Source organism: Caulobacter sp. Root1472 (assembly GCF_001426985.1).
Taxonomy (GTDB): Bacteria; Pseudomonadota; Alphaproteobacteria; order Caulobacterales; family Caulobacteraceae; genus Caulobacter; species Caulobacter rhizosphaerae.
The window spans coordinates 154,886-179,059 of record NZ_LMFX01000045.1 but is presented as its reverse complement, the minus strand read 5'-3'; the positions used below and the strand labels follow the sequence as shown (position 1 = coordinate 179,059).

The following is a 24,174-nucleotide window of genomic DNA, read 5'->3' as shown; positions in this document are numbered from 1 at the left end:
GAGAAACCTGAATCCTAGCCGATCGGCCCGGTGGACTCGCGGACCACCAGTTCGAAGTCCAGCAGGCGCGACGGCGGCGCCTCGCCTTCCGTCCGGGTCGCGCCGGTCAGCAGCAGATCGGCCGCCGCCGCCGCCATGGCCTGGATCGGCTGGCGCACGGTGGTCAGCTGCGGCCAGACAACCTTGGCCCCAGGGGTGTCGTCGAACCCGGCCACCGACAGGGTCTGGGGCACTTCGAGACGCAGGCGATTGGCCACCGCCATCACGCCCAAGGCCATGTCGTCGTTGGAGGCGAAGACCGCCGTCGGGCGGTCGATGCGGTCCAGCAGCCGTTCGGCCGCCTCGAAGCCCGAGCGGAACGAGAACCAACCCTGCTCGACGCGATCTTCGCGCACGGCGTGACCGTGCTCCTTCATCGCCGTCACGTAGCCTTCGTACCGAAGGTGCGAGGCGCCGTGCTCGGGGTGCCCCTTGATGAAGCCGATGTCGGTATGGCCCAGGCCGATCAGGTGGGCGGTCATCTCGTAGGCGGCGCGCACGTCGTCCATGCGAACGTGGGCCGAACGATCCTGGTCCTGGTCGGGCGACAGCCGCACATAGGGCACGCCCTCCGCTTCCAGCACGTCCAGCACCGCGACGTTGTCGCAGACCGGCGGCGTCAGGATCACTCCGTCCATGCGCAGGGTGTGCAGCATCGGCTCCACCTGGGCGGCGACGTCGCCCTCGGAGTCGAGCGGCTCGACGATTAGGTGGTAGCCCTCCTCGCGACAGCGGGCGATCGCCCCCAGCTGCACGTCGGTGACATAGGCGGGGCTGGGGTTGTCGAAGAACACGCCGATCAGATAGGCCTTCGACCCCGCCAGACTGCGGGCCGAGATGTTCGGCCGGTAGTTCAGGGCCGCGACGGCTTCCTGCACGCGCGTGCGGGTGTCGGTCTTCACGTTCGGCTCGCGGTTCAGCACCCGCGAAACGGTCTTGATCGACACCCCCGACAGGCGGGCGACCTCGTGGATCGTAACCTTGGAACTCAAGACCGGCCTCGCGAAGCGTCGGAAATCGACAAGCGACGCAATAAAGGCATGACAACCTTGTCAAGGCGAGCCCACTTCCAGTGGAAATCTCGCCTTGAGGGATCGGAACAGGCGCCGCCGAGCCGAAAGCCCTAAGAAATGGCCGCCTTGCCGTCCGGAGTCATGGCCACCGCCGCGCCGATCAGGGCCGTGTGCGGGTTCATCACCACGTGGGTCGGGATGGCGCGGGTGTAGTCGCTGAGCCGGCCCTTCGATTCGAATCGTTCGCGGAACTGGCCCTTTTCCAGCAGGTCGATGATCCGCGGCGCGATACCGCCGGCGATGAACACCCCGCCCCTGGCGCCCAGCGCCATGGCCAGATCGCCGGCCGCCGAGCCGAGGATGGCGCAGAAGCGGTCGATCGTGACCTTGCAGCATTCGTCGCCGGCCACGCCGTGCTCGGTGATCTGCTTGGCGGTCAGTTCGTCGGTCTTGCGGCCTTCCACCTCGGCCAGGATGAGGTGCAGGTCCTCCATGCCGGGGCCCGACAGGATCCGCTCGATCGAGCAGCGGCCGAACCGCTTCATCAGGATGCGGAGGATCTCGACCTCGGTCTCGTCGAACGGGGCGAAGGCGATATGGCCGCCCTCGGTGGTCAGGGGCGTCTCGACGCCGTGCCGGCGCACCATGCCCGCCGCGCCGAAGCCGGTGCCCGGGCCGATGATCGCCAGGTCGCCCTCGCCCGAGGTCTGCAGCGGACCGATCTGGCGCAAGTCCTTGGGCGCCAGGCGCGGGGCGGCCAGGGCCTGGGCGGTGAAGTCATTGATCAGCTTGGCGGTGCGGAAGCCGCCGGCCCGGCGCAGGCTGTCCTCCGACAGCTTCCAGTCGCTGTTGGTGAACTGCACCGCGCCATGCTCGATCGGACCGGCGACCGCGACCACCGCCTGGTCGGGATGGCGCACGCCCATCTTGTCCAGATAGGCCTCGACGGCGTCCTCGGCCTGGCCGTAGTCCTCGCCCTTGTACGAGGTCGGCTCGATCAGCTTGGGGTCGGCCCCATCGAAATCGACCAGGGCGAACCGCGCGTTGGTTCCGCCGATGTCGCCGACCAGGCCTAGTCCGATGGAGTTCAAGCCGCTCATATCCGTCACTTCCTAAGCAAACAGCACCGATGCGCCGTGGTCGGAAGCGCCGACCCCCGAACGCAGCAGGCCGAAGAGTTCCCGTCCAAAGCCCGGCTTGGACGCCGGGACTTGCGCCGGCGTGCGGGCGCGCAGGGTCGCCTCGTCCACCAGGATTTTCAGCTCGCCCGTGTGGGCGTTCAGCGAAATGACGTCGCCATCCTCGACATAGGCCAGGGCCCCGCCCTTGGCGGCTTCCGGCGTGATGTGGATCGCGGCCGGGGTCTTGCCCGAGGCGCCCGACATCCGCCCATCGGTGACCAGAGCCACCTTGAAGCCGCGATCCAGCAGCACCGAGATCGACGGCGACAGGTTGTGCAGCTCGGGCATGCCGTTGGCCGACGGGCCTTGGAAGCGGACCACAACGACGACGTCGCGATCCAGCTCGCCGCGCTTGAAGGCGGCGATGAAGTCTTCCTGCTCCTGGAACACGGCCGCCGGGGCGGTGATCACCTGGTGCTCTGGCTTCACGGCCGAGACCTTGATCACGCCGCGCCCCAGGTTGCCGGTCAGCAGGCGCAGGCCGCCTTCCGGGCTGAACGGGTCGGAGGCCGGGCGCAGGATGTTGAGGTCCAGCGACTCGTCCGCGCCCTCGCGCCAGGCCAGCTCGCCGTCGACCAGCACCGGCTCCTGGGTGTAGCGCGACAGGCCGGGACCGGCGACGGTCAGGACGTCTTCGTGGGCCAGGCCGGCCTTCAGCAGTTCCTTGACCACGAAGTGGATGCCGCCGGCGGCGTGGAACTGGTTCACGTCGGCCGAGCCGTTCGGATAGACCTTGGCCAGCAGCGGCGTGGCCTTGGAGATGTCGTCCAGGTCTTCCAGGGTCAGGATGATGCCGGCGGCGTGGGCCATGGCCACCAGGTGCAGCGCCAGGTTGGTCGAGCCGCCGGTGGCCATCAGGCCGACCACGCCGTTGACCACGGCCTTCTCGTCGATCACCCGGCCGACCGGAATCCAGTCGTTGCCCTTGTGGGTGATGGCCGCCACCCGCTTGGCGGCTTCCTTGACCAGGGCCGTGCGCAGCGGGGTGTGCGGATGGACGAAGGCCGAGCCGGGCAGGTGCAGGCCCATCAGCTCCATCAGCATCTGGTTGGTGTTGGCGGTGCCGTAGAAGGTGCAGGTGCCCGGGCCGTGGTAGCTGGCGCTCTCGGCGGCCAGCAGTTCCTCGCGACCGACCTTGCCCTCGGCGTAGAGGGCGCGGATGCGGGCCTTCTCCGAATTGGGCAGGCCCGAGGTCATCGGCCCGGCCGGCACGAACATCGCCGGCAGGTGGCTGAAGGTCAGGGCGCCGATCAGCAGGCCCGGCACGATCTTGTCGCAGACGCCCAGATACAGCGCGCCGTCGAACGCGTCGTGGGTCAGGGCGATGCCGGTCGCCATGGCGATCACGTCGCGCGAGAACAGCGACAGCTCCATGCCCGGACGGCCCTGGGTGACGCCGTCGCACATGGCCGGAACGCCGCCGGCGAACTGGGCCGTGGCCCCGACCTCGCGCGCCGCGTCCTTGATCAGGGCCGGATATTCCTCCAGCGGCTGGTGGGCCGACAGCATGTCGTTATAGGCCGAGACGATGCCCAGGTTGGGCGCGTTGACGTCCAGGGCGCGGACCTTGTCCACCGCCGGCGAAGCGGCGAAGGCGTGGGCCCAGTTGGCGCAGCTGAGCTTGGCCCGGCCCGGCTGGGCGGCGGCGGCTGCGTCGAGGTTGGCCAGATAGGTCGCGCGGCTGTCGCGGCTGCGCTCGATGATCCGCGCGGTGACTTCAGCGATGACAGGGTTCAAGGCCATGGGACTACTCCGCCCAGAGGATACGGACCGGGGCGCGGTCCTGGTTCAGAATCGCGGCGATGGGCAAGCCTTGATCGACCGGACCTTCGAGCAACGTCTTCTTGGCGCCGCCGGTGATCAGCAGCACGATCAGCGACGACTGGATCAACGCCTGAAAGGTCAAGCTGATCCGGGGTAGGTCCGGCGCGGGTTGGCCGGGCGGCACGGCGATCACCGTGCGTTCGGACCGGGGATCCAGGCCTTCCGCCAGTTTCGGGTTGCCGGGGAACAGCGAGGCGAAGTGGCCGTCGGGACCGACGCCCAGCAGGGTCACGCCGAACGGCAGCGCCTTGGCCACCCCGGCCTCGGCCCTCGCCGGGACCGCCTCCTGAGCCACGCCGTCGAAATACAGCGGCGCGAAGCCCGCCCTGGCCGCCTCGCCTTGCAGCAGGTGGCGACGAACCAGGCCCTCGTTGCTGCTCGGGTCGGACGGCGGCACGAAGCGCTCGTCGGTCAGGGTGACGACGACCTTGTCCCAGGGGACGGTCATCGTCGCCAGTCGGTCATAGACCGGGGCCGGGGTCGAGCCGCCGGTGGCGGCGAACCCGGCCTGGCCGCGCTTGGCCACGGCCTCGGTCAGGGCCAAGGCCACGACCGAGGCGGCGGCGTCGTACAGGGCTTCGCGGGTGGCGAACGCCTCGATCTTGGGGAGGGCCATGGTCGCCACGCCTACTCGTTCCATGCCCGGCCCTGGGGCGAGATCAGCGCGGTGGCGCTGTGCGGTCCCCAGGTGCCGGCGGCGTAGGGCGCGGGCTCGATCTTGGCCTCGGCCCAGGCGGCGGAGACGCCGTCCACGAACTTCCAGGCCTGCTCGACCTCGTCGCGGCGCACGAACAGGGTGCGGTCGCCGCGGAACACGTCCAGCAGCAGCTTTTCATAGGCGATGCGGCGGCGGCTGCCGGCCGCGCTCATGGCCAGGGACAGCGGCAGGGACTGCAGGCGCATGCCCTCTTCCGACAGGCCCGGACGCTTGGTCATCACGGTCAGCGAGATGTCCTCGTCCGGCTGCAGGTCGATGACCAGGCGGTTGGCCTTGGTCTCGGCCTGGGCGGCGGACCCGAAGATGTTGTGCGGCACGGGCTTGAACTGCACGACGATCTGGGTGCGGCGGTCGGGCAGGTTCTTGCCGGTGCGCAGGAAGAACGGCACGCCGGCCCAGCGCCAGTTGTCGATGTCGACCTTCATGGCCACGAAGGTCTCGGTCTTGGACGGCTTGCCGACCTCTTCCAGATAGCCCTCGCGCGCCGTACCCTCGACCACCCCGGCCACGTACTGGCCGCGCACGGTGTCGTGGGCGACATTGGCCTTGGTGAACGGACGCAGGGACCGCAGCACCTTGACCTTCTCGTCGCGGACCGCGTCCGGGTCGAAGCCCGACGGAGCCTCCATGGCCACGAGGCACAGCAGCTGCAGCAGGTGGTTCTGCAGCATGTCGCGCAGGGCGCCGTATTCATCGTAATAGGGCCAGCGCTCGCCGACCTTCTCGGTCTCGGCGATCGTGATCTGCACGTGATCGATGTGCTTGTTGTCCCACAGGGGCTCGAACAGCACGTTGCCGAAGCGCAGAGCGGTCAGGTTCTGGACCGTCTCCTTGCCCAGATAGTGGTCGATGCGGAAGATCTGGCTTTCGTCGACGACCGCGCCGACCGCGCCGTTGATCACGCACGAGCTGGCGAAGTCCTTGCCGATCGGCTTTTCCAGCACCAGGCGCGTCTTGGGGCCAGTCAGGCCGGCCGATTGCAAGGCGGTGCAGACCGAGCCGTAGAGGCTGGGCGACAGGGCGAAATAGACGACGAGGTCGCCGTGCGGGCCGACCTTGTCGGCCAACGCCTTGGCGCCCTCTTCCTTGGTGATGTCGACCGACAGGTAGTCCAGGCGGGCGGCTAGGCGGTTCCACGCCGATTCCTCGACGGTCGCGCGCTTGCCCAGCTGTTCGCGCACCAGCTTGCGATAGCTGTCGGCGGTGTGGTCGTGACGGGCCAGGCCGATGATCCGCAGGTCGTGCGGCAGGAGGCGGTCGACCTCGAGAAAATACAGCGAAGGCAACAACATGCGAAGCGCGAGATCCCCCGCGCCGCCCAGCAGAACCAGCACTTCGCGACCTGTCTGGTCGACGTTCGTTTCTTTGGCCAAAGCTTCCACCCTATGACAACGTTGTCATGCCACGCCCTCTCGAGCAATGCAAGCGGACCCCGCCACATGAAGGCCGAGGCCCCGTGTCGACGTCCCGACAGGATCGCGCGCGCGGCGTCTAACTAAGGCGTTTGGGCCTGGGCCGCCAGCGGACCAATCGCTTTTCGAACGCGAAGGTTCACCGCCTGGGCGGGCTGAACGCGGGCGCGCTGCAAATGGCGACCGCGCAGGCGATGCTGCGGGGAGAAATTAGCCCCAACGCGGGGCTTGGCCGGCTGGGCCGTCTAGAGAACACAGAGCGACGCCGACGAAATCCTTAGTTGCTCGCCTGGGCCCGGAAGCGGTCCTTCATCTTGGCCACCCAGCCATTGAAGGCCTCGTTGTCGGCGGTGACCTTGCTGAAGTCGGTGCTGGACAGGCTGCCCGGATCGGCGCCGGCCAGGGCCACGCGCAAGCCGTCGGGATTGCGCGCGCCGTCGACGAAGCCGCCATAGCGCTGGCGCAGGCGGCCCAGCGCGGCGTCGTCGTCGGCCAGACTGAAGGCCACGGCCGCGCGCAGCAGCTTGGACTCGTCGGCCGGGTTCAGGACGCCGGGCGTCTTCCAGCGGTCCGCCAGCGAGCGTTCGTAAAGCGCACCGGCCTGGGGCCAGGCGTGCTGCTTCCAGGCGATCTCGGCGCGGACATCCTCGGCGTCGCGGCTCTTGTCGCCCTCGATCACCTCCAGGGCGGCGTCGTAGCGGCCCAGGCCCATCAGGGCGCGGGCGGTGGCCAGGCGGCGCTCGGCGTTCAGGGCTGGCGGCAGGATCGTGGTGCGCGTGGCGTTGATGGTGTCCAGCGCGCTCTCGGGCTTGCGGTCCATCAGGTAGATCCAGGCGAGATCCGTGGCCACCTGGGCCTTGGGCACGCCGTTCAGGCGATTGTCGACCTGGTACTTGAGCAGCTTGGCGGCCTCGTCCAGCAAGTCGACATCGACCAGGCGACGCACCAGGTTGCGGACCATCTGGTCGCCGTCGGCGCCGATCGGGGTCAGGTCCTGGAAGTCGTAGAACAGGCCCACCGCCTGGATCGGCTGCATGCCGTCGGCCAGGCCGTCGAGGAACAGGCTGCGGAACGCGGTGTTCAGATCGTTGCGCAGAGCGACGGCCTGCGGCAGGTCGGACTGCACGTTGCTGGCCGAGTGCAGCACCTCCAGCGCCTCGCGATAGCGGCCCTGCCTGATCTGCAGCTGGCCCAGCGCGCGGATGGTGTCCAGTTCGACCCCGTCGCCGCGCCAGCGGAAGCGCAGGGCGTCCAGCCCCTTGGCGGCGATGTCGGCGCTGATCTGGTTCTTGGCCAGGCGCAGCTGGATGGCGTGCAGGGTGGCCGGGGCGGCCAGGCGGTCGATGCCGCACTTCGAGATCGCCTGGAACACCGGCAGGGCGCGGACGTCGTTCTTGGCCTCGAAGGCCTTGGCCAGGGTCAGACGCAGCTCCAGCTGGTCCTCGACGGGGATGTTGGGCAGCTTCAGGGCCTGGTTGATCAGGCGAATGGCGGTGTCGGGCGCCCCGACGCCGACCGACGCCTCGGCCTGGGCGCCCAGGAAACGGGCCTGCCATAGGGCCGGGAACATGTTGAGCGCGCGGGCGCCCTCGGCGAACCGCTGGTTGGCGTCTACCCACTGGCCGGTCTTGCTGGCGATGTAGCCGCGCCACATCGCGGCCGAGGGATCGTCGCTCAGCACCGGCGAGGCGAAGTCGGTTTCGGCCTCGGCGTAGCGGCGGGCCAGCACCTTGGCCACGCCGCGCAGGCCGCGGAACTCGCCGTCGCCCATCAGGGTCTGGTGGGCGCGGCCGGCCGCGTTGAGCACGCCGATCGCCTCGAACGACAGGTTTGAGCCGACCAGGAAACGGGCAAGGACCATGCGGGCGGCCGTGTCGTCGCCCTTGCCGTCGCCGCCGCTGGCCGCCGGGATGGCGCCCAGCAGGGCGTCATAGCGGGCCATGAAGCCGCCCGAGCCGGTCTTGGCCCAGTGCTCGGGATCGATCAGGGCGGGCATGGCGAGGGCCTGGGGCGCGCCGGCCCCGGCGTCGGCCTGGGCCTGGGCGCTGGAGGACGAGGACAGCAGCAAGCCCTTGGGGCGGCCAATATGGACGATGTCGCCCTCGGCGGTCATCTGCAGGTCGCCGGAATAGCTTTCGACCGCCAGGCCGGTGGCCGACTGCAGCAAGGCCATCTCGACATAGTCGCGGCGCGACGGCAGTCCCTTGGACGGGGCCAGGGCGGTGGCCACCGCCAGGCGATCGCCGACCGCCGGATCCGAGACCCAGGCGATCCTGGTCGTGCCGGCCACGTTGGCGGTCAGGGTGGCGGGGCTGGCGTTGTCGTCGCGGGCCACGCGAATCGGGTCGGGCGAATCCTGGGTCCCCGCGCCCAGGGCGATCGTCCAGTTGGAGCCGACGCCGTCGGCGTAGAACGGCGCGCCCTGCGGCGTGCTGATGCGCAGCGCCGCATAGTCGGCGCCCTTGAAGGCCTGGATGTTGCGATATTGAGCGGTGCTGGCGGGCAGCTTGCCGATGTCCAGCCGGGCCGGAGCGTCGAACACCACCCAGACGGCCTCGCCGCGCCGGAACACCGCGGCGCCCGCCGGATTGGCCCAGTCGAAGCTGAGTTGAACCTGGCCCGCGACCTTGGCGAACTTGACCGGCACCGCGCCGTTGGCCGGCATCGGATTGGGCCGACGCGCGACCACGGCGGCGGCCGGCGTCGACGCCGGCGTCGCGTCCTGGCGGGCGAACAGGTTGATGAAGTCGTCGCCGTCGGCGTTGCCGGCCCGGAAGTCGGCGTCGTCGCTGAGCGCGACCACGATCTCGACCACGCCGCCGACGTGGCGCGCCTGGGCGCCCTTGACCCAACGCGGCGGGCCGACGTTCAGCGGCGAGAGGTTGGGGTTGGCGTCGCGCGGAAAACGCAACACCACCGACGTTCCCTCTCGGCGCGCCTGCATGCCGCGCGAGCCGGGGAATTCCAGGCGGGTGAAGTCGGGGGCCTGGGCGACCCTGACCTGGAGGCCCGTCGAAGCGGCGGGACGCGGCGCGGCGGCCTTGCGGGGAGCGGGCTTGGAGACCTGGCGCGGCGCAGCCGAGATCGACACCGTCGGGGTCACGACCCCGAGGATGCAGATCGCCGCGACCGTCGATCTCAGGATCCCTCCCAGCGTCATGCCCCCGCCCGTGCTCCCGTCCTAGCCGGCCTTCTTGCCGCCGGCCTTGCCGGCCTCGGGACCCGCGCCGGCCAGCGGCGCGGCCGCGGCCTGGACCGCGGAATCGGCGGCGGGCTTGTCGGCGGCGGCCAGGGCGGCGCGCTGCTTGGCGATCGCGTCGGCCGACAGGCGGTTGGCCAGGCGCTCGGTCAGGATCTTGGCGTCGGCCGGCGACATGTTGGCCAGGATCATCGAGAGCGTCCGCTCCTTCATCTTGGCGGCGATCGGCAGGCGCACGCTGTCGTCCAGCACGCTCATGCGGGCGGCGGCGTCCTTGGGCTTCATGGCCGAATAGACCGTGACCATGCGCATGGCCTCGGCTTCCTTCTGGGCGTCGGCCTGGCCCAGAAGGCCCTGGATCTCGCCCTTCATGCCGTTCAGCGCCTTCATCTTGGCGTCGAGCTTGGCCTCGGCGGCGGCCAGCAGCTGCAGCTGGACGTCAATGTCCTGCTCCCGCTGGTCCAGTTGGCCGCGACGCTGGCCCAGGCTCTGCAGCACGCGCAGTTCGGCCGGCGACAGGCCCGCTTCCTTGGCCAGGTCATTGGCCGACGGCGCGCAGATCGCCGGCGGGGCCTTGGCCGCGGCGTCCTTGCCGGCGTCAGCGGCCGAAGCGGCCTTGTCGGCGTCGGGCTTGGCCACGCCCTCGGCGAAGGCCTTGGCGCCGCTCAGCAGGTCCGGAACGGACTTGGCGCCGGCCAGGGCGTTGACGGCGAGCACGCCGACCACGGCGACCCCGACGATCGGCAGGATGCGCGGAACGTTTTTCATCGACGGCCCCTAAAGGTCGAACCGGGGCGCGGCGGATCTTCCGGGCCCTCGAACAGGTCATCATCTATCCGCGCCCGTGAACGCGGGGTTTCCTTTGGCGCCGAAGGCCGCGCGGTGGAAGGCGGCGGGGCGTCGCGGGGGATGCGGGCCTCGCGGTCCAGCAGCTTCTCGAAATCCTCGGCCCGCAGGCGGCGCGGGGTTTCCGGCGGAATCTCCGGCTCGGGTGCGCGGATCGGACGCGGGGCGGCCCGGGGTTCGACCGCGCGCGGCTCGGCGACGGAGCGAACGCCTGGCTCCCTTGAAGAAGGCATCGGCGGCGGCGTAACGATCGGCCGGTTCAGGCGCTCGTCCAGCTGGCTGGCCAACGCCTTGGCCTGGGAAATGCGGTCGGCCAGGGTGTCGGCGGCTTCGTCGGTCGCCGCGCGCAGGTCAGCCAGGCCCTGCTCGGCCCGCATGGCGGCGCGGTCAAGATCGGCCACGGCCTTGGCGAAGCCCTCGTGGCTGTCGCGCAGGGCCTTCAGCCGACGCTCAAGGCGCACGCCGAAGGCCAGGGCGATCAGCAGCAGGACCGCCAGCAGACCGTTGAGGGCGATGGCCGTCACGCTCATTTCAGCTTCTGAACCGCCTTCTTGGCCGCCGGGCTCAGGGGCGCGTCGGCCCGCACGGCGATCGAGTGATTGCGGCGGCCCATGCGCCCGCGGGTCAGCGGGATCGAGCCGGCGCGCAGCTCTACCGGACTGTCCGGCGTGGCGTTCAGCATCAGGGTGTCGCCCACCTGCAGGTTCAGCACCTTGCTGAGCGGCAGCTGCTGCTCGTCGAGCACGGCGCGCACCTCCATCTGGGTGGTCCAGAGCTCGGTGGCCAAGTGGCCTTCCCAGATGTTGTCGCGGCCGAACTTCTCGCCCATGAACTGCTGCAGCAGCATCTTGCGGATGGGTTCGAGGGTGGCGTAGGGCAGCAGAAGCTCGATGCGGCCGCCGCGGTCTTCCATGTCGATGCGCAGCTTGACCAGGATGGCGGCGTTGGCCGGCCGGGCGATGGCGGCGAAGCGCGGATTGGTCTCCAGGCGGTCCAGGCTGAACGACACCGGGTGCAGGGGTTCGAACGCGGCCTTGGCGTCATGCAGCACCACCTCGACCATCCGCTGCACCAGCACCCGCTCGATGGTGGTGTAGGGACGGCCCTCGATGCGCATGGCCGCGGTGCCGCGGCGGCCGCCCAGCAGCACGTCGACGATCGAGTAGATCAGGTTGGAGTCGACCGTCAGCAGGCCGTAGTTGTCCAGCTCCTCGGCCCGGAACACCGCCAGGATGGCCGGCAGCGGGATCGAGTTCAGATAGTCGCCGAAGCGGATCGAGCTGATGTTGTCGAGGCTGACCTCGACGTTGTCGGAGGTGAAGTTGCGCAGGGACGTCGTCATCAACCGCACCAGGCGGTCGAAGACGATTTCCAGCATCGGCAGGCGCTCGTAAGAGACCAGGGCCGAATTGATGATCGCGCGGATGCCGGTGCGGTCGTCATTGCCGTCGCCGGACATGTCGAAGCCTAGCAGGCTGTCGATCTCGTCCTGGTTCAGGATGCGCTCGGCGCCCATGCCGTCGCCGCCGCCGTCGTCCCAGCCGCCCATGCCGCCGCTGAAGTCGCCAAACTCGTTGGCGCCGGCCTCGCCGCCTGGAGGGTTTTCCGAGGCCCATTGGGCCATTGCGGCCTGATCGTCGATGTCTTCCGCCATGTCGGTTCGCCTCAGCCAGCCCGAGGGCTAGTTGATCAGCATCTCCTCGATCAGCACCGCGTTCACCTTGGAGGGCGCGGCGACCAGATTAACGCGACGCAGCAGCTCGGCGCGCAGCTGATAGCTGCCCTGGCTGCCGTTGAGGTCTTCCGGACGCAGCTCGCGCAGGAAGGTCTGGAACATGTCCTGCAGACGCGGAAGGTTCGGCGTCAGGGCCTCGGCCGTTTCCTCGTCGGGCAGTTCGAAGGTCAGCTTCAGCTTCAGGAAGGTCGACTTGCCGTCGGCGGCCTGCATGTTCACGACGATGTCCGGCAGGGTGTAGAACACCACGCCGTCGGGGCCTTCCTTGATCACCGGCGCGCCTGCCACGGGCGCGGCGCCCTCGCCGCCCCCGCCGTGGCCGCCCTTTTCTTCCTTCTTCTTCTCTTTCTTCTTCGGCTTTTCGTGGCCCGCCTCGCCGTGGGCGTCGGGCTTGGGCTTCAGCAGCAGGAACCCGGTCACGCCGCCGCCGATCAGCACCACGGCCGCCGCGGCCGCGATGATGATCATCATCGGCGGCTTCTTCTTAGCCGGAGCTTCGCCCTCGGCGGCGCCCTCTTCGCCTTCCGGGGCGGGAGCGTCCTTGGGGGGTTTGTTGGCCACGCGCGCGGTTCCTTGGAATCTACGGATCTACTCATGCGTGGAGCATGGTTAACGATGTCTTTTGAAAGCCATTTCGCCGCAGGCTGAATCTGCCCGGCAGACTCCGCCATCGGGGTCCCGTTAACCTTCCTTTTCGTTGAAATTACTGCACTTTTCGACTTGGCACGAGGGTTGCTTGCTGACTTGCGGCGCATTTGTCGCGCCAGCCGTCTCGGTAACCGGTCATGGACAACGCACTTTATGTGGGACTTTCGCGGCAGATGACCCTGCGCCGCGAGCTCGACATCGTGGCCAACAACATCGCCAACGCCAACACGACCGGCTTCAAGGTCGAGGAGCTGATGGTCCGCACCGAGCCGGCGAAACCGGCCCGCACCGCCGGCGGCGCGAACCCGGTGAAGTTCGTGCTGGACGACGGCGTGGCGCGCGACTTCGGTCAGGGCGCCCTGACCCAGACCGGCGGCGACTTCGACTTGGCCCTGGAAGGCCAGGGCTTCTTCAAGGTCTCCACGGCCGGCGGCGAGCGCTACACCCGCGACGGCCGCTTCACGATGAACCCCGACGGCAAGCTGGTCACCCAGAACGGCCAGCCCGTGCTGGACGACGGCGGCGGCGAGATCCTGCTGGACCCGCTGAAGGGCCCGGTCACCATCGCCCGCGACGGCACGGTCAGCCAGGGCGCCGAGCGCTCCGGCAAGATCGCCGTGGTGCGTCCGACCGACTTGGCCAGCTTCCGCAAGGACGGCGACAACCTCTATCGCAACACCACCAACGACACCCCCCAGGCCGCCCCGGACGCCGTGATCCACCAGGGCATGCTGGAAGCCTCCAACGTCCAGTCGATCACCCAGATCACCAAGCTGATCGAGGTCAGCCGCGCCTACGAGAGCGTGGCCAAGATGATGGATCAAACCTCGGAACTGTCCCGGAGCGCCGTCGAGCGCCTGGGCAAGCCGCAGTAAGGATAGATAACCATGCAAGCGCTTCGCACCGCCGCGACCGGCATGTCGGCCCAACAGCTGAACGTCGAGGTCATCTCCAACAACATCGCCAACATGAACACCGTCGGCTTCAAGCGCCAGCGGGCCGAGTTCCAGGACCTGATCTACCAGACCATCGAGCGGGCCGGCTCGCAGTCGTCCAGCGACGGCAACGTGGTGCCGACGGGCGTGCAGATCGGCGGCGGCGTAAAGGCCGGGTCGGTCTATCGCATCCACGAGCAGGGCACCCCGACCATGACGAACAACGAGTTCGACGTGGCCATCCAGGGCAAGGGCTTCCTGCAAATCCTGCTGCCCTCGGGCGAGACCGCCTACACCCGGGCCGGCAACTTCTCGACCAACGACCAGGGCCAGATCGTCACCGAGGACGGCTACACCGTCCAGCCGGGCATCACGATCCCGCAGAACGCCGTCTCGACCACGATCAGCAAGACCGGCCTGGTGCAGGTCAAGCTCGACGGCGACCCGACCCCGCAGACGGTCGGCCAGATCGAACTGGCCAACTTCATGAACGAAGGCGGCCTGGAAGCCATCGGCGACAACATGTTCATGGAAACCGCGGCCTCGGGCGCGGCCAACATCGCCGCCCCCGGCCAGCCGGGCTTCGGCACGCTGCTGCAGAACTACACCGAGGCCAGCAACGTCGACTCGGTCAGCGAAATCACCGCCCTGATCGTCGCCCAGCGCGCCTACGAGATGAACTCCAAGGTCATCACCACGGCCGACCAGATGCTCCAAGCCACGTCGAACCTGAGGTCATAAGCCGATGAAAGCGTTCGTTCCCGCCCTCGCCGCCCTGCTGATCGCCACCCCGGCCCTGGCCGGCCAGGCGGTCTCGCTGCGGTCCGACACCACCGACGCCGACGGCCGCATCACCCTAGGCGAGCTGTTCGACGGGGCCGGCGCGGCCTCGGACGTGGTCGTGGCCAACCGCGTGGGTCCCTCGGCCGTGCTCGAGGCCGGCGCGGTGCAGATCGCCGCCCGCCGGGCGGGCCTGGACTGGACCAACGCCGCCGGCGTGCGCCGGATCATCGTCCGACAGGGTTCGGACAGCGGCGTGGCCGGCGCCTCGCGCGGCAATGTGGAAGTTCTTGCCTACGCCCGCAGCCTGGCGACCGGCGAACTGGTCCAGCCCGAAGACCTGGTTTGGATCAAGGCCGCGGCCGGCCCCTCGGACGCGCCGCGCGACGCCGACGACCTGATCGGCATGACCGTCAAACGCCCCCTGCGCCAGGGCGCGGCCGCCAGCCTGCGCGACGTCTCGACCCCGCAGGTGATCAAGGCGGGCGATATTGTCGCAGTCACCTATGAAGACGACGGCGTGGCGCTGACCTTGCAAGGCAAGGCGATGTCGGCGGGAGCCATCGGCGAGAGCCTGATGGTCCAGAACACCGCCAGCAAGAAGATCATCGAGACCGTGGTCACCGGACCCGGCTCGACCGCCGTCGGCCCGCAGGCGATGCGCCTGAAGGCCAACCGTAACAACACGCTGCGCTACGCCGCTCGCTGAGAAGGTCACCCCTGATGCGCCCCGCCCTCGCCGCCCTCCTGCTGCTCGCCCCGCTCGCCGCCTGCTCGACCGTCAAGGAAGCGGTGAAGGGTCCGGAACTGGCGCCCGTCGGCTATCCGGCCCAGCTGGCGCCGATGACCCAGCAATATGTCGCCTCCCCCCAGCCGGCCTCGGCCAATTCGCTGTGGCGCACGGGCGCGCGCACCTTCTTCAACGACCAGCGCGCCAGCAAGGTCGGCGACATCCTGACCGTCAACATCGACATCGACGACAGCGCCACCACCAAGAACCAGACCGCCACCTCGCGCGCCTCCAACAGCTCGCTGGGCGTGCCGAACTTCCTGGGCCTGGAGTCCAGCCTGGGGAAGGTTCTGCCGGGCGGCTTCGACCCGTCCAACATGATCAACACCAAGTCGGGCACGTCCAACGCCGGCGCCGGTTCGGTGAATCGTTCGGAAAAGATCAGCCTGACCATCGCCGCCGTCGTCTCGGGCGTGATGCCCAACGGCAACCTGGTGATCCAGGGCACCCAGGAAGTGCGCACCAACGCCGAAGTGCGGCAACTGACCGTCGCCGGCATCGTGCGGCCGGAAGACATCTCGTCGGCCAACACCATCAAGCACACCCAGATCGCCGAAGCGCGCATCAGCTACGGCGGCCGCGGCGACATCAGCCGCGTCCAGAAGACCCCGGCCGGCCAGTCGCTGGTCGAGAAGTTCTCGCCGTTCTAAGGGTTCGGTCGGAGACGACAGAGGCGGCCTCCTTGATCGGGCGGGCGCGCGGGGCCAGATTACCTGGCGTCACAGCGTTCGCCCGGACTCGCCGGGCGCTGATCCCGGAGCCGACCCCATGACCAAGCGCGCCCGCGCCTTCACCGCCCTGGTCGGCGCCGCCCTCCTGGTCGTCGCCCTGCCTGTCGTCGCCAGCGCCCAGCCCTTCAGCGGGCCGATGGGCGTGACCGGACGCTGGGCGATCGACCTGCCGCGCTCGAAATTCAACGCCACCCTGACCGGCCCGCCGCCGCTGAGCGGCGAGCTGGACGTCACCATCGACGACGGCAAGGCCCTAGCCTGGACCCTGGTCGAGGTCGACGAGGCCGGCGTCGCCGCCCTGCAGTTCGCCCACGCCGTGCTCGACGGGCCGCCGACCCAGGCCGTGGTCAACCTGAACCTGGTGAAGATCAGCGTCCAGCGCGTCGGCCAGAGCGCGGTGACCGTCACCACCCACGGCGAGCAGGGCTCGCGCCATCAGTCGATGAAGGTCACCCGCACCGACCCCGACACCCTGCTGGTCGAACAGGACATCGACGGCCGGCCGGGTCCGCCGGACCAGACCTTGATCCTCACGCGGGTGAAGTGATCTCTTCCATCACCGCTTGCGGATGATCTCCGCGCCGCCATCAGACGGCGCGGAGGAAACACGTCACCAGTTGAACATTGTCCCGTCCTCCAGCCGGTTCACCGGCAGGTAGGCGCGCTTGTAGGGATATTGCTCGGCCAGGGCCTCGTCGATGTCGACGCCCAGGCCCGGCCGCTCGCCCGGATGCAGCATGCCGTCCTTGAAGGTGTAGCCGTGCGGGAAGACCGCGTCGGTCTCCGGCGTGTGGCGCATGTACTCCTGCAGGCCGAAGTTGGGGATCGACATGTCGAAATGCAGGGCCGCGGCCATGGTGATCGGCGACAGGTCCGTGGCGCCGTGGCAGCCCGTCTTGACGTGGTGCAGATCGGCGAAGGCGGCGATCTTCTTCAGGTTGGTGATGCCGCCGGCGTGCAGCACCGTGGCCCGCAGGTAGTCGATCAGCTGTTCCTGGATCAGGATGTTGGCGTCCCAGACGTGGCTGAAGATCTCGCCGACCGCCAGCGGGGTGGTGGTGTGCTGGCGCATCAGGCGGAAGCCGGCCTGGTTCTCGGCCGGCACGGCGTCCTCCAGCCAGAACAGGCGGTAGGGCTCCAGATCCTTGCCCAGCCGGGCCGCTTCGATCGGCGTCAGGCGATGGTGGACGTCGTGCAGCAGGTGGACGTCCCAGCCCAGCACCTCGCGGGCCTTTTCGAACAGCTTGGGCGCATGGTTGAGATACTTGGCCGTCGACCAGACGTTCTCGGTGGGCAGGTCGGCGTCGGCCGGCTCGTAGAACATCTTGTCGCCCGACACCCCGTAGGTGCTGGCCAGGCCCGGCACGCCGGTCTGCAGGCGGATGGCCTTGTAGCCCAGACCCTTGTACTTCACCGCCTCGGCGATGGTGTCCTCGATGGTCTCGCCGTTGGCGTGGCCATAGACCGTGACGCCCTCGCGGCAGGCGCCGCCCAGCATCTGGTAGACCGGCAGGCCGGCGACCTTGCCCTTGATGTCCCACAGGGCCATGTCGACCGCGGCCAGGGCGCTCATGGCCACCGGGCCGCCGCGCCAGTACGAGCCGCGATAGAAGAACTGCCAGATGTCCTCGATCCGGTGGGCGTCGCGGCCGATCAGGCAGGGGATCATATGGTCGCGCAGATAGCTGACCACCGCCAGTTCCCGTCCATTGAGCGTAGCGTCGCCGACACCGGTGACGCCGTCCGAGGTGGTGATCTTCAGGGTGACGAAGTTCCGCCCGGGGCAGGTGACGATGACCTTGGCGTCGATGATCTTGAGCATGGAGTGTTGGTCTGCCTTCTGAGCGTAAGTGGCCTGACCAATCCATAGGACATATCTTGCAGAGGCGCCAGTGCGTCATGGCGTCTTTCGCCTCCATGCTCTAGGCTGACGACGGCCCGCCGACGCGCGCGGGCGGGAAAGTTCCATGACCACGTCGACCGCAGAAACCCGTAAACTGTACCAGCAGGTCGCCAATGCGATCGCCGAATCGATCCGCGAGGGCGCGTTCCAGCCCGGGCATCGCCTGCCCTCCGAGCGGGACCTGGCCGAGGAATTCAGGGTCAGCCGGCCCACGGTGCGCGAGGCGATGATCGCGCTGGAAATCCGCGGCCTGGTCGAGGCCCGCCATGGCTCGGGCGTCTATGTCACCGAAGCCGCGCCCGCCGAGGTTCCCGCGCCCGAACTGGACATCGGCGCCTTCGAGCTGACCGAGGCCCGTCGCCTGATCGAGGGCGAGTCCTGCGCCCTGGCCGCCACCACCATCACCGATCAGGAGCTGATCGACCTCGAGAAGATCCTCGACGACATGGTCGAGGAGAACGAACACGACGTGCGCGGCGATCTGGCCGACCGCCGGTTCCACGTCGCCATCGCCCGGGCCACCTGCAACAGCGCCCTGGTCACCGTGATCGAGAACCTGTGGGACCTGCGCTACAAGTCGCCGCTATGCCGGGCGATGCTGGAGCGCGCGCGCCAGGTGGGCGTGCGGCCGCTGATCGACGACCACCAGGAAATCCTCAGCGCCCTGAAGGCCCGCGATCCCAAGACCGCCCGCAACGCCATGCGCGAGCACCTGGGCCGGGTGATCGACAACCTGCTGACCGCCACCGAGATCGACGCCATGCAGCAAGCCCGCAGCGAGGTCGCCGCCCGCCGCAGCGAGCTGGCGCGCCGTTCCCTGATCTGACCGGTTCGATCGGGCTTGCGGCGGCGCAATTGGCCTGACCACGACGGTCGCCAAACAGGATTTGGCTGGGCCTGTCTGCCGGCAACCAGGAAGCGGCCCACCTCATGCCGCCTCGGACGCCGGGGGCGCGATAGAACCGAACGCCCGCCGCGCTCGTTGAGATACCGCCATGGCCGAGACCGTCAACATCGTCTGCCCGCACTGCGACGCCACCAATCGCCTGCCGGTCCAGCGCGACGCCAAGGCGGCCAAGTGCGGCCGCTGCGCCCAGCCGCTGTTCACCGGCCGGCCGGTGGACCTGACCACCGCCCGCTTCCGCAAGCACGTCGTGAGCAGCCAGATCCCGATCGTCGCCGACTTCTGGGCGGCCTGGTGCGGACCGTGCAAGGCGATCGCCCCGATCTTCGCCCGCTCGGCCGCCGAGCTGGAGCCCCGCGCCCGCTTCGTGAAGGTCGATGTCGACGCCGAGCCCGCCTTGGCCCAGGCCTACGGCGTGCGCGGCATTCCCGCCCTGTTCCTGTTCAAGGACGGCAAGGTCGCCGCCAACCAGGCGGGCCTGCCTGACGCCGGCTTCTTCCGCCGCTGGATCGACGAACACGCGCCGGTCTGAGGACGACAGCCAAGCCGGAGCTTGACGCCTGGTCCCGCGTTTACCCCACTCTATGAAGGGAGCGAGGCCGACAATGCCCAAAGCCCATCATGCCGTGCTGATCGCCGCTCCCGTCGCCTTGCTGCTGGCGGCCTGCGGCGCCGGACCGGCCTTGCCGCCCGAGCAGGGCTACGGCCCCAATCCCGCCCTGCCCGCCGCCAGGAAGCAGACGATCCCGGTGATGAAGATCGCCCCGGCGGTCGGCTGGGCCGGCGGCCAGACGCCGGACGCCGCGCCCGGCTTCGTGGCCACCGCCCTGGTCCGCGGCCTGGACCATCCCCGCTGGCTCTATGTACTGCCCAATGGCGACGTCCTGATCGCCGAGACCAACGCCCCGCCCAAGCCCGAGGATGGCAAGGGCCTCAAGGGCTGGTTCCAGAAGATCATCATGAAGCGAGCCGGCGCGACCCCGCCCTCGGCCAACCGCATCACCCTGGTGCGCGACGCCGACGATGACGGAACGCTGGAGGTCCGCACGACCTTCCTGTCGGGCCTGCATTCGCCGTTCGGCATGGCCCTGGTGGGCGACACCTTCTATGTCGCCGACAGCGACGCCCTGCTGGCCTTCCCTTATCAGGCCGGCCAAACCCGGATCACCGCTCCGCCCCGCAAGATCGCCGACTTGCCGGCGGGGCCGATCAACCATCACTGGACCAAGAACGTGATCGCCAGCCCGGATGGCGGGAAGCTGTACGTGACCGTCGGCTCCAACAGCAATGTCGGCGAGAACGGCATGGCCGCCGAGGAACGCCGCGCCGCGATCCTGGAGATCGATCCGGCCACCGGCGCCAGCCGGGTCTTCGCTTCGGGGCTTCGCAACCCCAACGGCATGGGCTGGCAACCGCAGAGCCGCGCCCTGTGGACCAGCGTCAACGAGCGCGACGAGATCGGCAACGACCTGGTCCCCGACTACATGACCTCGGTCCGGGACGGCGGCTTCTACGGCTGGCCCTACAGCTACTACGGCCAGACTGTGGATACGCGCGTGAAGCCCCAGCGCCCCGACCTTGTGGCCAAGGCGATCAAGCCGGACTACGCCCTGGGCGCCCACACCGCCTCCCTGGGCCTGACCTTCTATGACGCCGCCGCCTTCCCGCCGCGCTACAAGGGCGGCGCCTTCATCGGCCAGCACGGTTCATGGAACCGCAAGCCGGTCAGCGGCTATCGGGTGGTCTTCGTGCCGTTCGCGAATGGCAAGCCGTCCGGTCCCGCCGAGCCGTTCCTGACCGGCTTCCTCGACGCCAAGGGCCAGGCCTTGGGACGACCCGTCGGCGTGGCGGTCGACAAGTTCGGCGCGTTGCTGGTGGCCGACGATGTCGGCGACACCGTGTGGCGGGTCGCGGCCAACACGCCGCCCCCGGCTCCGAAACCCGCGCCCTTGCAGTCCGAAACCAACAAATAGATCCGCTCATCCCGACGAATGCTGGGATGAGCGGATTTGGAGTTAAGCCGGAACCGCCTCGTCCGCCCCAACCTCGCGCGGCGGAGCGTTGAAGACCGCCTCGTCCAGGATGCCTTCACGCTTGGCGACGATGGTCGGCACCAGGGCCTGGCCGGCGACATTGACCGCCGTGCGGCCCATGTCGAGGATCGGGTCGATGGCGAGCAGCAGGCCCACGCCTTCCAGCGGCAGGCCCAGCGTTGACAGGGTCAGGGTCAGCATCACCACCGCCCCGGTCAGGCCCGCCGTCGCGGCGGAACCCAGCACCGACACGAAGACGATCAGGCCATAGTCGGTCAGTTGCAGCGGCAGATGGTAAAACTGGGCGATGAAGATGGCGGCCACCGCCGGATAGATCGCCGCGCAGCCGTCCATCTTGGTGGTTGCACCCAGCGGCACGGCGAAGGCGGCGTAGGCGCGCGGAACGCCCAGGCGGGTCTCGGTCAGGGCCTCGGTCACCGGCAGAGTCCCGATCGACGACCGCGAGACGAAGCCCAGCTGGATGGCGGGCCAGGCGCCGGCGAAGAACCGCAGCGGGTTCAGGCCGTTCAGCGCCAGGATCGTCGGATAGACCACGAAGAGCACCAGACCCAGGCCGAGATAGATCGCGCCGACGAAGGCGCCCAGCTGGCCCAGGGTGGTCCAGCCGTACTGGGCCACGGCGTTGCCCAGCAGGCCGACGGTGCCGATCGGCGTCAGGCGGATCACCCACCACAGCACCTTGCGCACGACCGCCAGGGCCGAGGCGTTGAAGGCCAGGAAGCCTTCGCCGGCCGGCCCGACCTTGATCGCCGCCACCCCGGCCACCAGGGCCAGGACCAGGATCTGCAGCACGTTGAACGAAGCCGTCGTCGTGGCCGCGCCGTCGACGATCTTGGTCGAGGCCTGCAGGCCCAGGATGTTGGAGGGGACCAGGCCCGTCAGGAAGTCGAGCCACGAACCGGTGGTGCGTGGGGCGTGGGCGGTCGCCAGGTCGACCACGGCGTGGTCGCCGGGCCGCAGGACCAGGCCCAGCGCGATGCCGATGGCCACGGCGATCAGGGCGGTGATCGCAAACCACAGCAGGGTGCGCCAGACCAGCCGCGCGGCGTTCTGCAGCTCGCGCAGGTTGGCGATGCTGGCGACGATCGCGGTGAACACCAGCGGCGGCACCAGCACCCGCAGCAGCTGGACGAAGATCGCGCCCACCTGATGCAGGGTCTCGGCCAGGCCATACCCCGGCTGCCCCTCGGCCGGCCCCAGCGACCGGGCCAGCAGCCCCAGCCCCAGGCCGACCGCCATGGCGACCAGCACCTGGACGCCGAAACTGCCGATGAAGCGGCCGGCTTTCGCCTTGAACGGCGAGGACGGAGGACTCTGGGACTGGGCCATCTGCAACCTCTCAAAGACCCGACTGGGGACCTTTCAGCGTAACGTCATGAGGCCCGCCGGGATCATATCGCGCGGGCCGTCTTGCCCCAGCTTGTGGCGCCGCCAGGTGGAAACGCCCCACCAGAATTCATCGACGCCGGTTCACTGCATCTGGATCAGCCAAATCGCGCAAGGCGGCGCCCGGCGGCGGCGTGTCACATGGCCAAGGAGGCGGCGCCCGTCTTAAAAGGAGCCGGCCGCAGCTTCCAGCATCCCAGGGATTTCCATGAGCCTGTCCTTCCTCATCGGCGCCATCATCGGTTCCGGCGCCTTCATCCTGCTGGGCCGCGCGCCGGCGCAGAAGCTGGTCGAGGCTGTTCAGGCCCGCATCGGCAAGCCGCGCTAAGCACGGTCGGAAGCAACGCGCGAACGGACTGAAAGTTTTCGCGACGCTTCCCCGCCCGAACACGCAAGCGTGTCGGAACGAAAGTCTTGACGAACGCTTTTATTTAGCATCGGCGCGCAGCTCGCACGCCTTTTGATGCCAAGGAGGCGTACATGTCTATTCTTGCGTGGATCGTGCTCGGCCTCGTGGCCGGCTTCATCGCCAGTAAGCTCGTCAGCCGCAGCGGCGGCAGCCTGGTGGTGGACCTGGTGCTCGGGATCGTCGGCGCCGTGGTGGGCGGGTTCCTGTTCAACCAGTTCGGTTCCGCCGGCGTCACCGGCCTGAACCTCTACAGCCTGCTGGTCGCCGTCATCGGCGCGGTCGTCGTCCTGGCGATCTACCACGCCTTCACCGGCCGCCGAGCGCTCTGACACCCCACACGTTCGGAATAGAAAAGCGCCTTCGGCCCGGCCGGAGGCGCTTTTTCATGGCCGCTGATCAGAGCGCCACCGCCTGCTGCAGCATCTTCAGCGCCACGCGCAGGCACTCGATCCGCAGCGGTCCACGGCCGATGTCGCCGAACTGGGCCTGGCGATGGTGGGTATAGCCGCCGCGGCGCGCGCAGGCGAAGTGGACCAGGCCGCCCGGCCGCTCGGGATCGCCGACCTCCTCGGCCCAGCCGGTGATCGACACCGCCACGTCCGCCTTCGATCGCTTGATCGCCCCGTCCGCCATGGCGATCGCCGTCGGCTGCGAGACCGAGCCGCCGTGCGGCAGGAGCGACGGCGGCACGTCGAGCAACGCGATCTTGGCGTCGTCGGTATAGACCACGAACCCCCGGTCGAACGCGTGCGAGCATCCCGGCACGTCGGTCAGCAGCGAGGCCAGCAGGCCTCCGGTGCAGCTTTCCGCCGTCGCCAGGGTCAGTTCGCGCGCGCAGGCGGCCTCCAGGACCGCCCGCGTCAGTTCGTCTATGTCCGGTGGCAGGATCGGATCAAGCGCCTCGGCCATGAGCACTCCGAAAAAGGGGGAAGGCCGACAGCCCTCCCCCGGGACATCAGTTCGGCTGTTTTCCGCCGAGTTCGGCCATCAGCTCTTCCTTGCGGGCCTTCAGGCGTTCGCCCATAGCCTCGAGATCCTCGTCGCCCTTCTTGGCCTGGGCGAAGATGCCGCCGGGCTGCTCCTCTTCCTTGACGTGGTGCTTGATGTACTCGCCCAGCACCTTGACCTTGGCGTCGTAGAATTCGTCGCTGGGCTGCATCGCCTCGATCTCGGCGATCAGCTTCTTGGCGCCGTCATGCTCGACATAGGCCTCGTCCAGCATGTCGTCCTCGATCTCGCCGCGCTCCTCCGGATAGAAGATCTCCTCCTCGATCCGGGTGTGGACCTTGAGCGCCAGCGCGATCTTGTTGAAGAGCGCCAGCTTCTCGGGCTCCTCCTCCAGCTGTTCATATTCGTCGAACCAGCCTTCGACCTCGCGGTGGTCCTTCTTCAGAAGGGTGATCGCCAACGGATCGCGGCGACCGGTGCGGCGCGTGCGACGAGGCTTGGCGGACTTGGCCTTGGTCGATGAGCTCTTGGCGGAGGTCGCCATGGTGTCTCTCCCTGAATGCTTGGTCGCCGAAGTCGGCGGATCACAAACACTTGGCGTCGGGAGGACGTTCCCGTTTCAGAGCCTTTCCGCTCAAGTAACGCGCTTAGGTCGACTGCCCGACACCTAATAGCCGCAAGTCATTCTCATTCTTAAATTGGCGACATGAAAAAGCCCG

Annotated in this window: 23 protein-coding genes; 9 read left to right on the top strand and 14 right to left on the bottom strand. The window is 68.7% G+C overall.

Going from position 1 to position 24,174, the window contains the following annotated elements; translation table 11 throughout:
- Positions 1 to 14 precede the first annotated feature (14 nt).
- From ASD47_RS22230 to fliL, 10 genes are all read right to left on the bottom strand, one after another.
- Positions 15 to 1,031, bottom strand: a complete 1,017-nt coding sequence (locus ASD47_RS22230; protein ID WP_056761478.1) for a LacI family DNA-binding transcriptional regulator — start codon at positions 1,029 to 1,031, stop codon at positions 15 to 17.
- Between the two features lie 131 nt (positions 1,032 to 1,162).
- Entirely contained in the window at positions 1,163 to 2,152 is a 990-nt protein-coding gene (gene glk, locus ASD47_RS22225; RefSeq protein ID WP_056761475.1) for a glucokinase, read from the bottom strand.
- Positions 2,153 to 2,164: 12 nt separating this feature from the next.
- Positions 2,165 to 3,976, bottom strand: a complete 1,812-nt coding sequence (gene edd / locus ASD47_RS22220; protein WP_056761473.1) for a phosphogluconate dehydratase — start codon at positions 3,974 to 3,976, stop codon at positions 2,165 to 2,167.
- A 4-nt stretch (positions 3,977 to 3,980) separates the two neighbouring features.
- Complete coding sequence (gene pgl, locus ASD47_RS22215) at positions 3,981 to 4,673, bottom strand: 6-phosphogluconolactonase (protein WP_056761689.1); 693 nt, start codon at positions 4,671 to 4,673, stop codon at positions 3,981 to 3,983.
- An 11-nt stretch (positions 4,674 to 4,684) separates the two neighbouring features.
- Positions 4,685 to 6,148 carry a glucose-6-phosphate dehydrogenase gene (gene zwf, locus ASD47_RS22210; protein ID WP_056761470.1) on the bottom strand — a complete coding sequence of 488 codons (1,464 nt, stop codon included), beginning with the start codon at positions 6,146 to 6,148 and terminating at the stop codon, positions 4,685 to 4,687.
- Between the two features lie 316 nt (positions 6,149 to 6,464).
- Entirely contained in the window at positions 6,465 to 9,347 is a 2,883-nt protein-coding gene (locus tag ASD47_RS22205; RefSeq protein WP_056761467.1) for a hypothetical protein, read from the bottom strand.
- Positions 9,348 to 9,368: 21 nt separating this feature from the next.
- Positions 9,369 to 10,154, bottom strand: a complete 786-nt coding sequence (locus ASD47_RS22200; RefSeq protein WP_056761465.1) for a MotE family protein — start codon at positions 10,152 to 10,154, stop codon at positions 9,369 to 9,371.
- Positions 10,151 to 10,762: a DUF6468 domain-containing protein gene (locus ASD47_RS22195; RefSeq protein ID WP_056761462.1), complete on the bottom strand. Its 612-nt coding sequence runs from the start codon at positions 10,760 to 10,762 to the stop codon at positions 10,151 to 10,153. The genes ASD47_RS22200 and ASD47_RS22195 overlap by 4 nt, the downstream gene beginning before the upstream one ends.
- Positions 10,759 to 11,886, bottom strand: a complete 1,128-nt coding sequence (gene fliM / locus ASD47_RS22190; protein ID WP_056761461.1) for a flagellar motor switch protein FliM — start codon at positions 11,884 to 11,886, stop codon at positions 10,759 to 10,761. The genes ASD47_RS22195 and fliM overlap by 4 nt, the downstream gene beginning before the upstream one ends.
- A gap of 27 nt (positions 11,887 to 11,913) precedes the next feature.
- Positions 11,914 to 12,528, bottom strand: a complete 615-nt coding sequence (gene fliL, locus ASD47_RS22185; protein ID WP_056761458.1) for a flagellar basal body-associated protein FliL — start codon at positions 12,526 to 12,528, stop codon at positions 11,914 to 11,916.
- 224 nt (positions 12,529 to 12,752) lie between these two features.
- Here fliL and flgF point away from each other — a divergent pair, with 224 nt between their 5' ends.
- From flgF to ASD47_RS22160, 5 genes are all read left to right on the top strand, one after another.
- Positions 12,753 to 13,490: a flagellar basal-body rod protein FlgF gene (gene flgF, locus ASD47_RS22180; RefSeq protein WP_056761455.1), complete on the top strand. Its 738-nt coding sequence runs from the start codon at positions 12,753 to 12,755 to the stop codon at positions 13,488 to 13,490.
- Positions 13,491 to 13,502: 12 nt separating this feature from the next.
- Positions 13,503 to 14,291 carry a flagellar basal-body rod protein FlgG gene (gene flgG, locus ASD47_RS22175; RefSeq protein ID WP_056761452.1) on the top strand — a complete coding sequence of 263 codons (789 nt, stop codon included), beginning with the start codon at positions 13,503 to 13,505 and terminating at the stop codon, positions 14,289 to 14,291.
- Between the two features lie 4 nt (positions 14,292 to 14,295).
- Complete coding sequence (gene flgA / locus ASD47_RS22170) at positions 14,296 to 15,039, top strand: flagellar basal body P-ring formation chaperone FlgA (RefSeq protein WP_056761449.1); 744 nt, start codon at positions 14,296 to 14,298, stop codon at positions 15,037 to 15,039.
- Positions 15,040 to 15,050: 11 nt separating this feature from the next.
- Positions 15,051 to 15,770, top strand: a complete 720-nt coding sequence (gene flgH / locus ASD47_RS22165; RefSeq protein WP_056761446.1) for a flagellar basal body L-ring protein FlgH — start codon at positions 15,051 to 15,053, stop codon at positions 15,768 to 15,770.
- Positions 15,771 to 15,888: 118 nt separating this feature from the next.
- Entirely contained in the window at positions 15,889 to 16,398 is a 510-nt protein-coding gene (locus ASD47_RS22160) for a hypothetical protein (protein WP_056761444.1), read from the top strand.
- Positions 16,399 to 16,461: 63 nt separating this feature from the next.
- Here the strand turns inward: ASD47_RS22160 and manD are convergent, their stop codons facing one another.
- On the bottom strand, positions 16,462 to 17,673 hold the full coding sequence (gene manD / locus ASD47_RS22155; RefSeq protein ID WP_056761442.1) for a D-mannonate dehydratase ManD: 1,212 nt from the start codon (positions 17,671 to 17,673) through the stop codon (positions 16,462 to 16,464).
- A 145-nt stretch (positions 17,674 to 17,818) separates the two neighbouring features.
- On the opposite strand from manD, the gene ASD47_RS22150 reads away from it, so the two are divergent.
- From ASD47_RS22150 to ASD47_RS22140, 3 genes are all read left to right on the top strand, one after another.
- A complete protein-coding gene (locus ASD47_RS22150) occupies positions 17,819 to 18,580 on the top strand; it encodes a FadR/GntR family transcriptional regulator (RefSeq protein WP_056761441.1) in 762 nt (253 codons plus the stop codon).
- A gap of 169 nt (positions 18,581 to 18,749) precedes the next feature.
- On the top strand, positions 18,750 to 19,190 hold the full coding sequence (trxC, locus tag ASD47_RS22145; protein WP_056761438.1) for a thioredoxin TrxC: 441 nt from the start codon (positions 18,750 to 18,752) through the stop codon (positions 19,188 to 19,190).
- A 73-nt stretch (positions 19,191 to 19,263) separates the two neighbouring features.
- Positions 19,264 to 20,631 carry a sorbosone dehydrogenase family protein gene (locus ASD47_RS22140; RefSeq protein WP_056761435.1) on the top strand — a complete coding sequence of 456 codons (1,368 nt, stop codon included), beginning with the start codon at positions 19,264 to 19,266 and terminating at the stop codon, positions 20,629 to 20,631.
- A 42-nt stretch (positions 20,632 to 20,673) separates the two neighbouring features.
- Here the strand turns inward: ASD47_RS22140 and ASD47_RS22135 are convergent, their stop codons facing one another.
- Positions 20,674 to 22,041 (bottom strand): dicarboxylate/amino acid:cation symporter, encoded by a 1,368-nt coding sequence (locus ASD47_RS22135; protein WP_056761431.1) that lies wholly within the window; start codon positions 22,039 to 22,041, stop codon positions 20,674 to 20,676.
- A gap of 537 nt (positions 22,042 to 22,578) precedes the next feature.
- Between ASD47_RS22135 and ASD47_RS22130 the strand changes: the two genes are divergently transcribed.
- Positions 22,579 to 22,836, top strand: a complete 258-nt coding sequence (locus ASD47_RS22130) for a GlsB/YeaQ/YmgE family stress response membrane protein (RefSeq protein WP_035081411.1) — start codon at positions 22,579 to 22,581, stop codon at positions 22,834 to 22,836.
- Positions 22,837 to 22,903: 67 nt separating this feature from the next.
- Here ASD47_RS22130 and ASD47_RS22125 read toward each other — a convergent pair whose 3' ends face one another.
- Positions 22,904 to 23,416, bottom strand: coding sequence for a CinA family protein (locus ASD47_RS22125; RefSeq protein ID WP_056761428.1), 513 nt, complete (start codon positions 23,414 to 23,416; stop codon positions 22,904 to 22,906).
- A gap of 46 nt (positions 23,417 to 23,462) precedes the next feature.
- Complete coding sequence (locus ASD47_RS22120) at positions 23,463 to 23,999, bottom strand: hemerythrin domain-containing protein (protein WP_056761424.1); 537 nt, start codon at positions 23,997 to 23,999, stop codon at positions 23,463 to 23,465.
- Between the last annotated feature and the right edge of the window lie 175 nt (positions 24,000 to 24,174).

Bases quoted from the DNA above. Each gene is read 5' to 3' on its own strand.
- glk (WP_056761475.1), bottom strand. From the start codon at position 2,152: ATGAGCGGCTTGAACTCCATCGGACTAGGCCTGGTCGGCGACATCGGC.
- edd (WP_056761473.1), bottom strand. From the start codon at position 3,976: ATGGCCTTGAACCCTGTCATCGCTGAAGTCACCGCGCGGATCATCGAG.
- pgl (WP_056761689.1), bottom strand. From the start codon at position 4,673: ATGGCCCTCCCCAAGATCGAGGCGTTCGCCACCCGCGAAGCCCTGTAC.
- ASD47_RS22205 (WP_056761467.1), bottom strand. From the start codon at position 9,347: ATGACGCTGGGAGGGATCCTGAGATCGACGGTCGCGGCGATCTGCATC.
- ASD47_RS22200 (WP_056761465.1), bottom strand. From the start codon at position 10,154: ATGAAAAACGTTCCGCGCATCCTGCCGATCGTCGGGGTCGCCGTGGTC.
- ASD47_RS22195 (WP_056761462.1), bottom strand. From the start codon at position 10,762: ATGAGCGTGACGGCCATCGCCCTCAACGGTCTGCTGGCGGTCCTGCTG.
- fliM (WP_056761461.1), bottom strand. From the start codon at position 11,886: ATGGCGGAAGACATCGACGATCAGGCCGCAATGGCCCAATGGGCCTCG.
- flgF (WP_056761455.1), top strand. From the start codon at position 12,753: ATGGACAACGCACTTTATGTGGGACTTTCGCGGCAGATGACCCTGCGC.
- flgG (WP_056761452.1), top strand. From the start codon at position 13,503: ATGCAAGCGCTTCGCACCGCCGCGACCGGCATGTCGGCCCAACAGCTG.
- flgA (WP_056761449.1), top strand. From the start codon at position 14,296: ATGAAAGCGTTCGTTCCCGCCCTCGCCGCCCTGCTGATCGCCACCCCG.
- ASD47_RS22160 (WP_056761444.1), top strand. From the start codon at position 15,889: ATGACCAAGCGCGCCCGCGCCTTCACCGCCCTGGTCGGCGCCGCCCTC.
- manD (WP_056761442.1), bottom strand. From the start codon at position 17,673: ATGCTCAAGATCATCGACGCCAAGGTCATCGTCACCTGCCCCGGGCGG.
- ASD47_RS22150 (WP_056761441.1), top strand. From the start codon at position 17,819: ATGACCACGTCGACCGCAGAAACCCGTAAACTGTACCAGCAGGTCGCC.
- trxC (WP_056761438.1), top strand. From the start codon at position 18,750: ATGGCCGAGACCGTCAACATCGTCTGCCCGCACTGCGACGCCACCAAT.
- ASD47_RS22140 (WP_056761435.1), top strand. From the start codon at position 19,264: ATGCCCAAAGCCCATCATGCCGTGCTGATCGCCGCTCCCGTCGCCTTG.
- ASD47_RS22135 (WP_056761431.1), bottom strand. From the start codon at position 22,041: ATGGCCCAGTCCCAGAGTCCTCCGTCCTCGCCGTTCAAGGCGAAAGCC.
- ASD47_RS22130 (WP_035081411.1), top strand. From the start codon at position 22,579: ATGTCTATTCTTGCGTGGATCGTGCTCGGCCTCGTGGCCGGCTTCATC.
- ASD47_RS22125 (WP_056761428.1), bottom strand. From the start codon at position 23,416: ATGGCCGAGGCGCTTGATCCGATCCTGCCACCGGACATAGACGAACTG.
- ASD47_RS22120 (WP_056761424.1), bottom strand. From the start codon at position 23,999: ATGGCGACCTCCGCCAAGAGCTCATCGACCAAGGCCAAGTCCGCCAAG.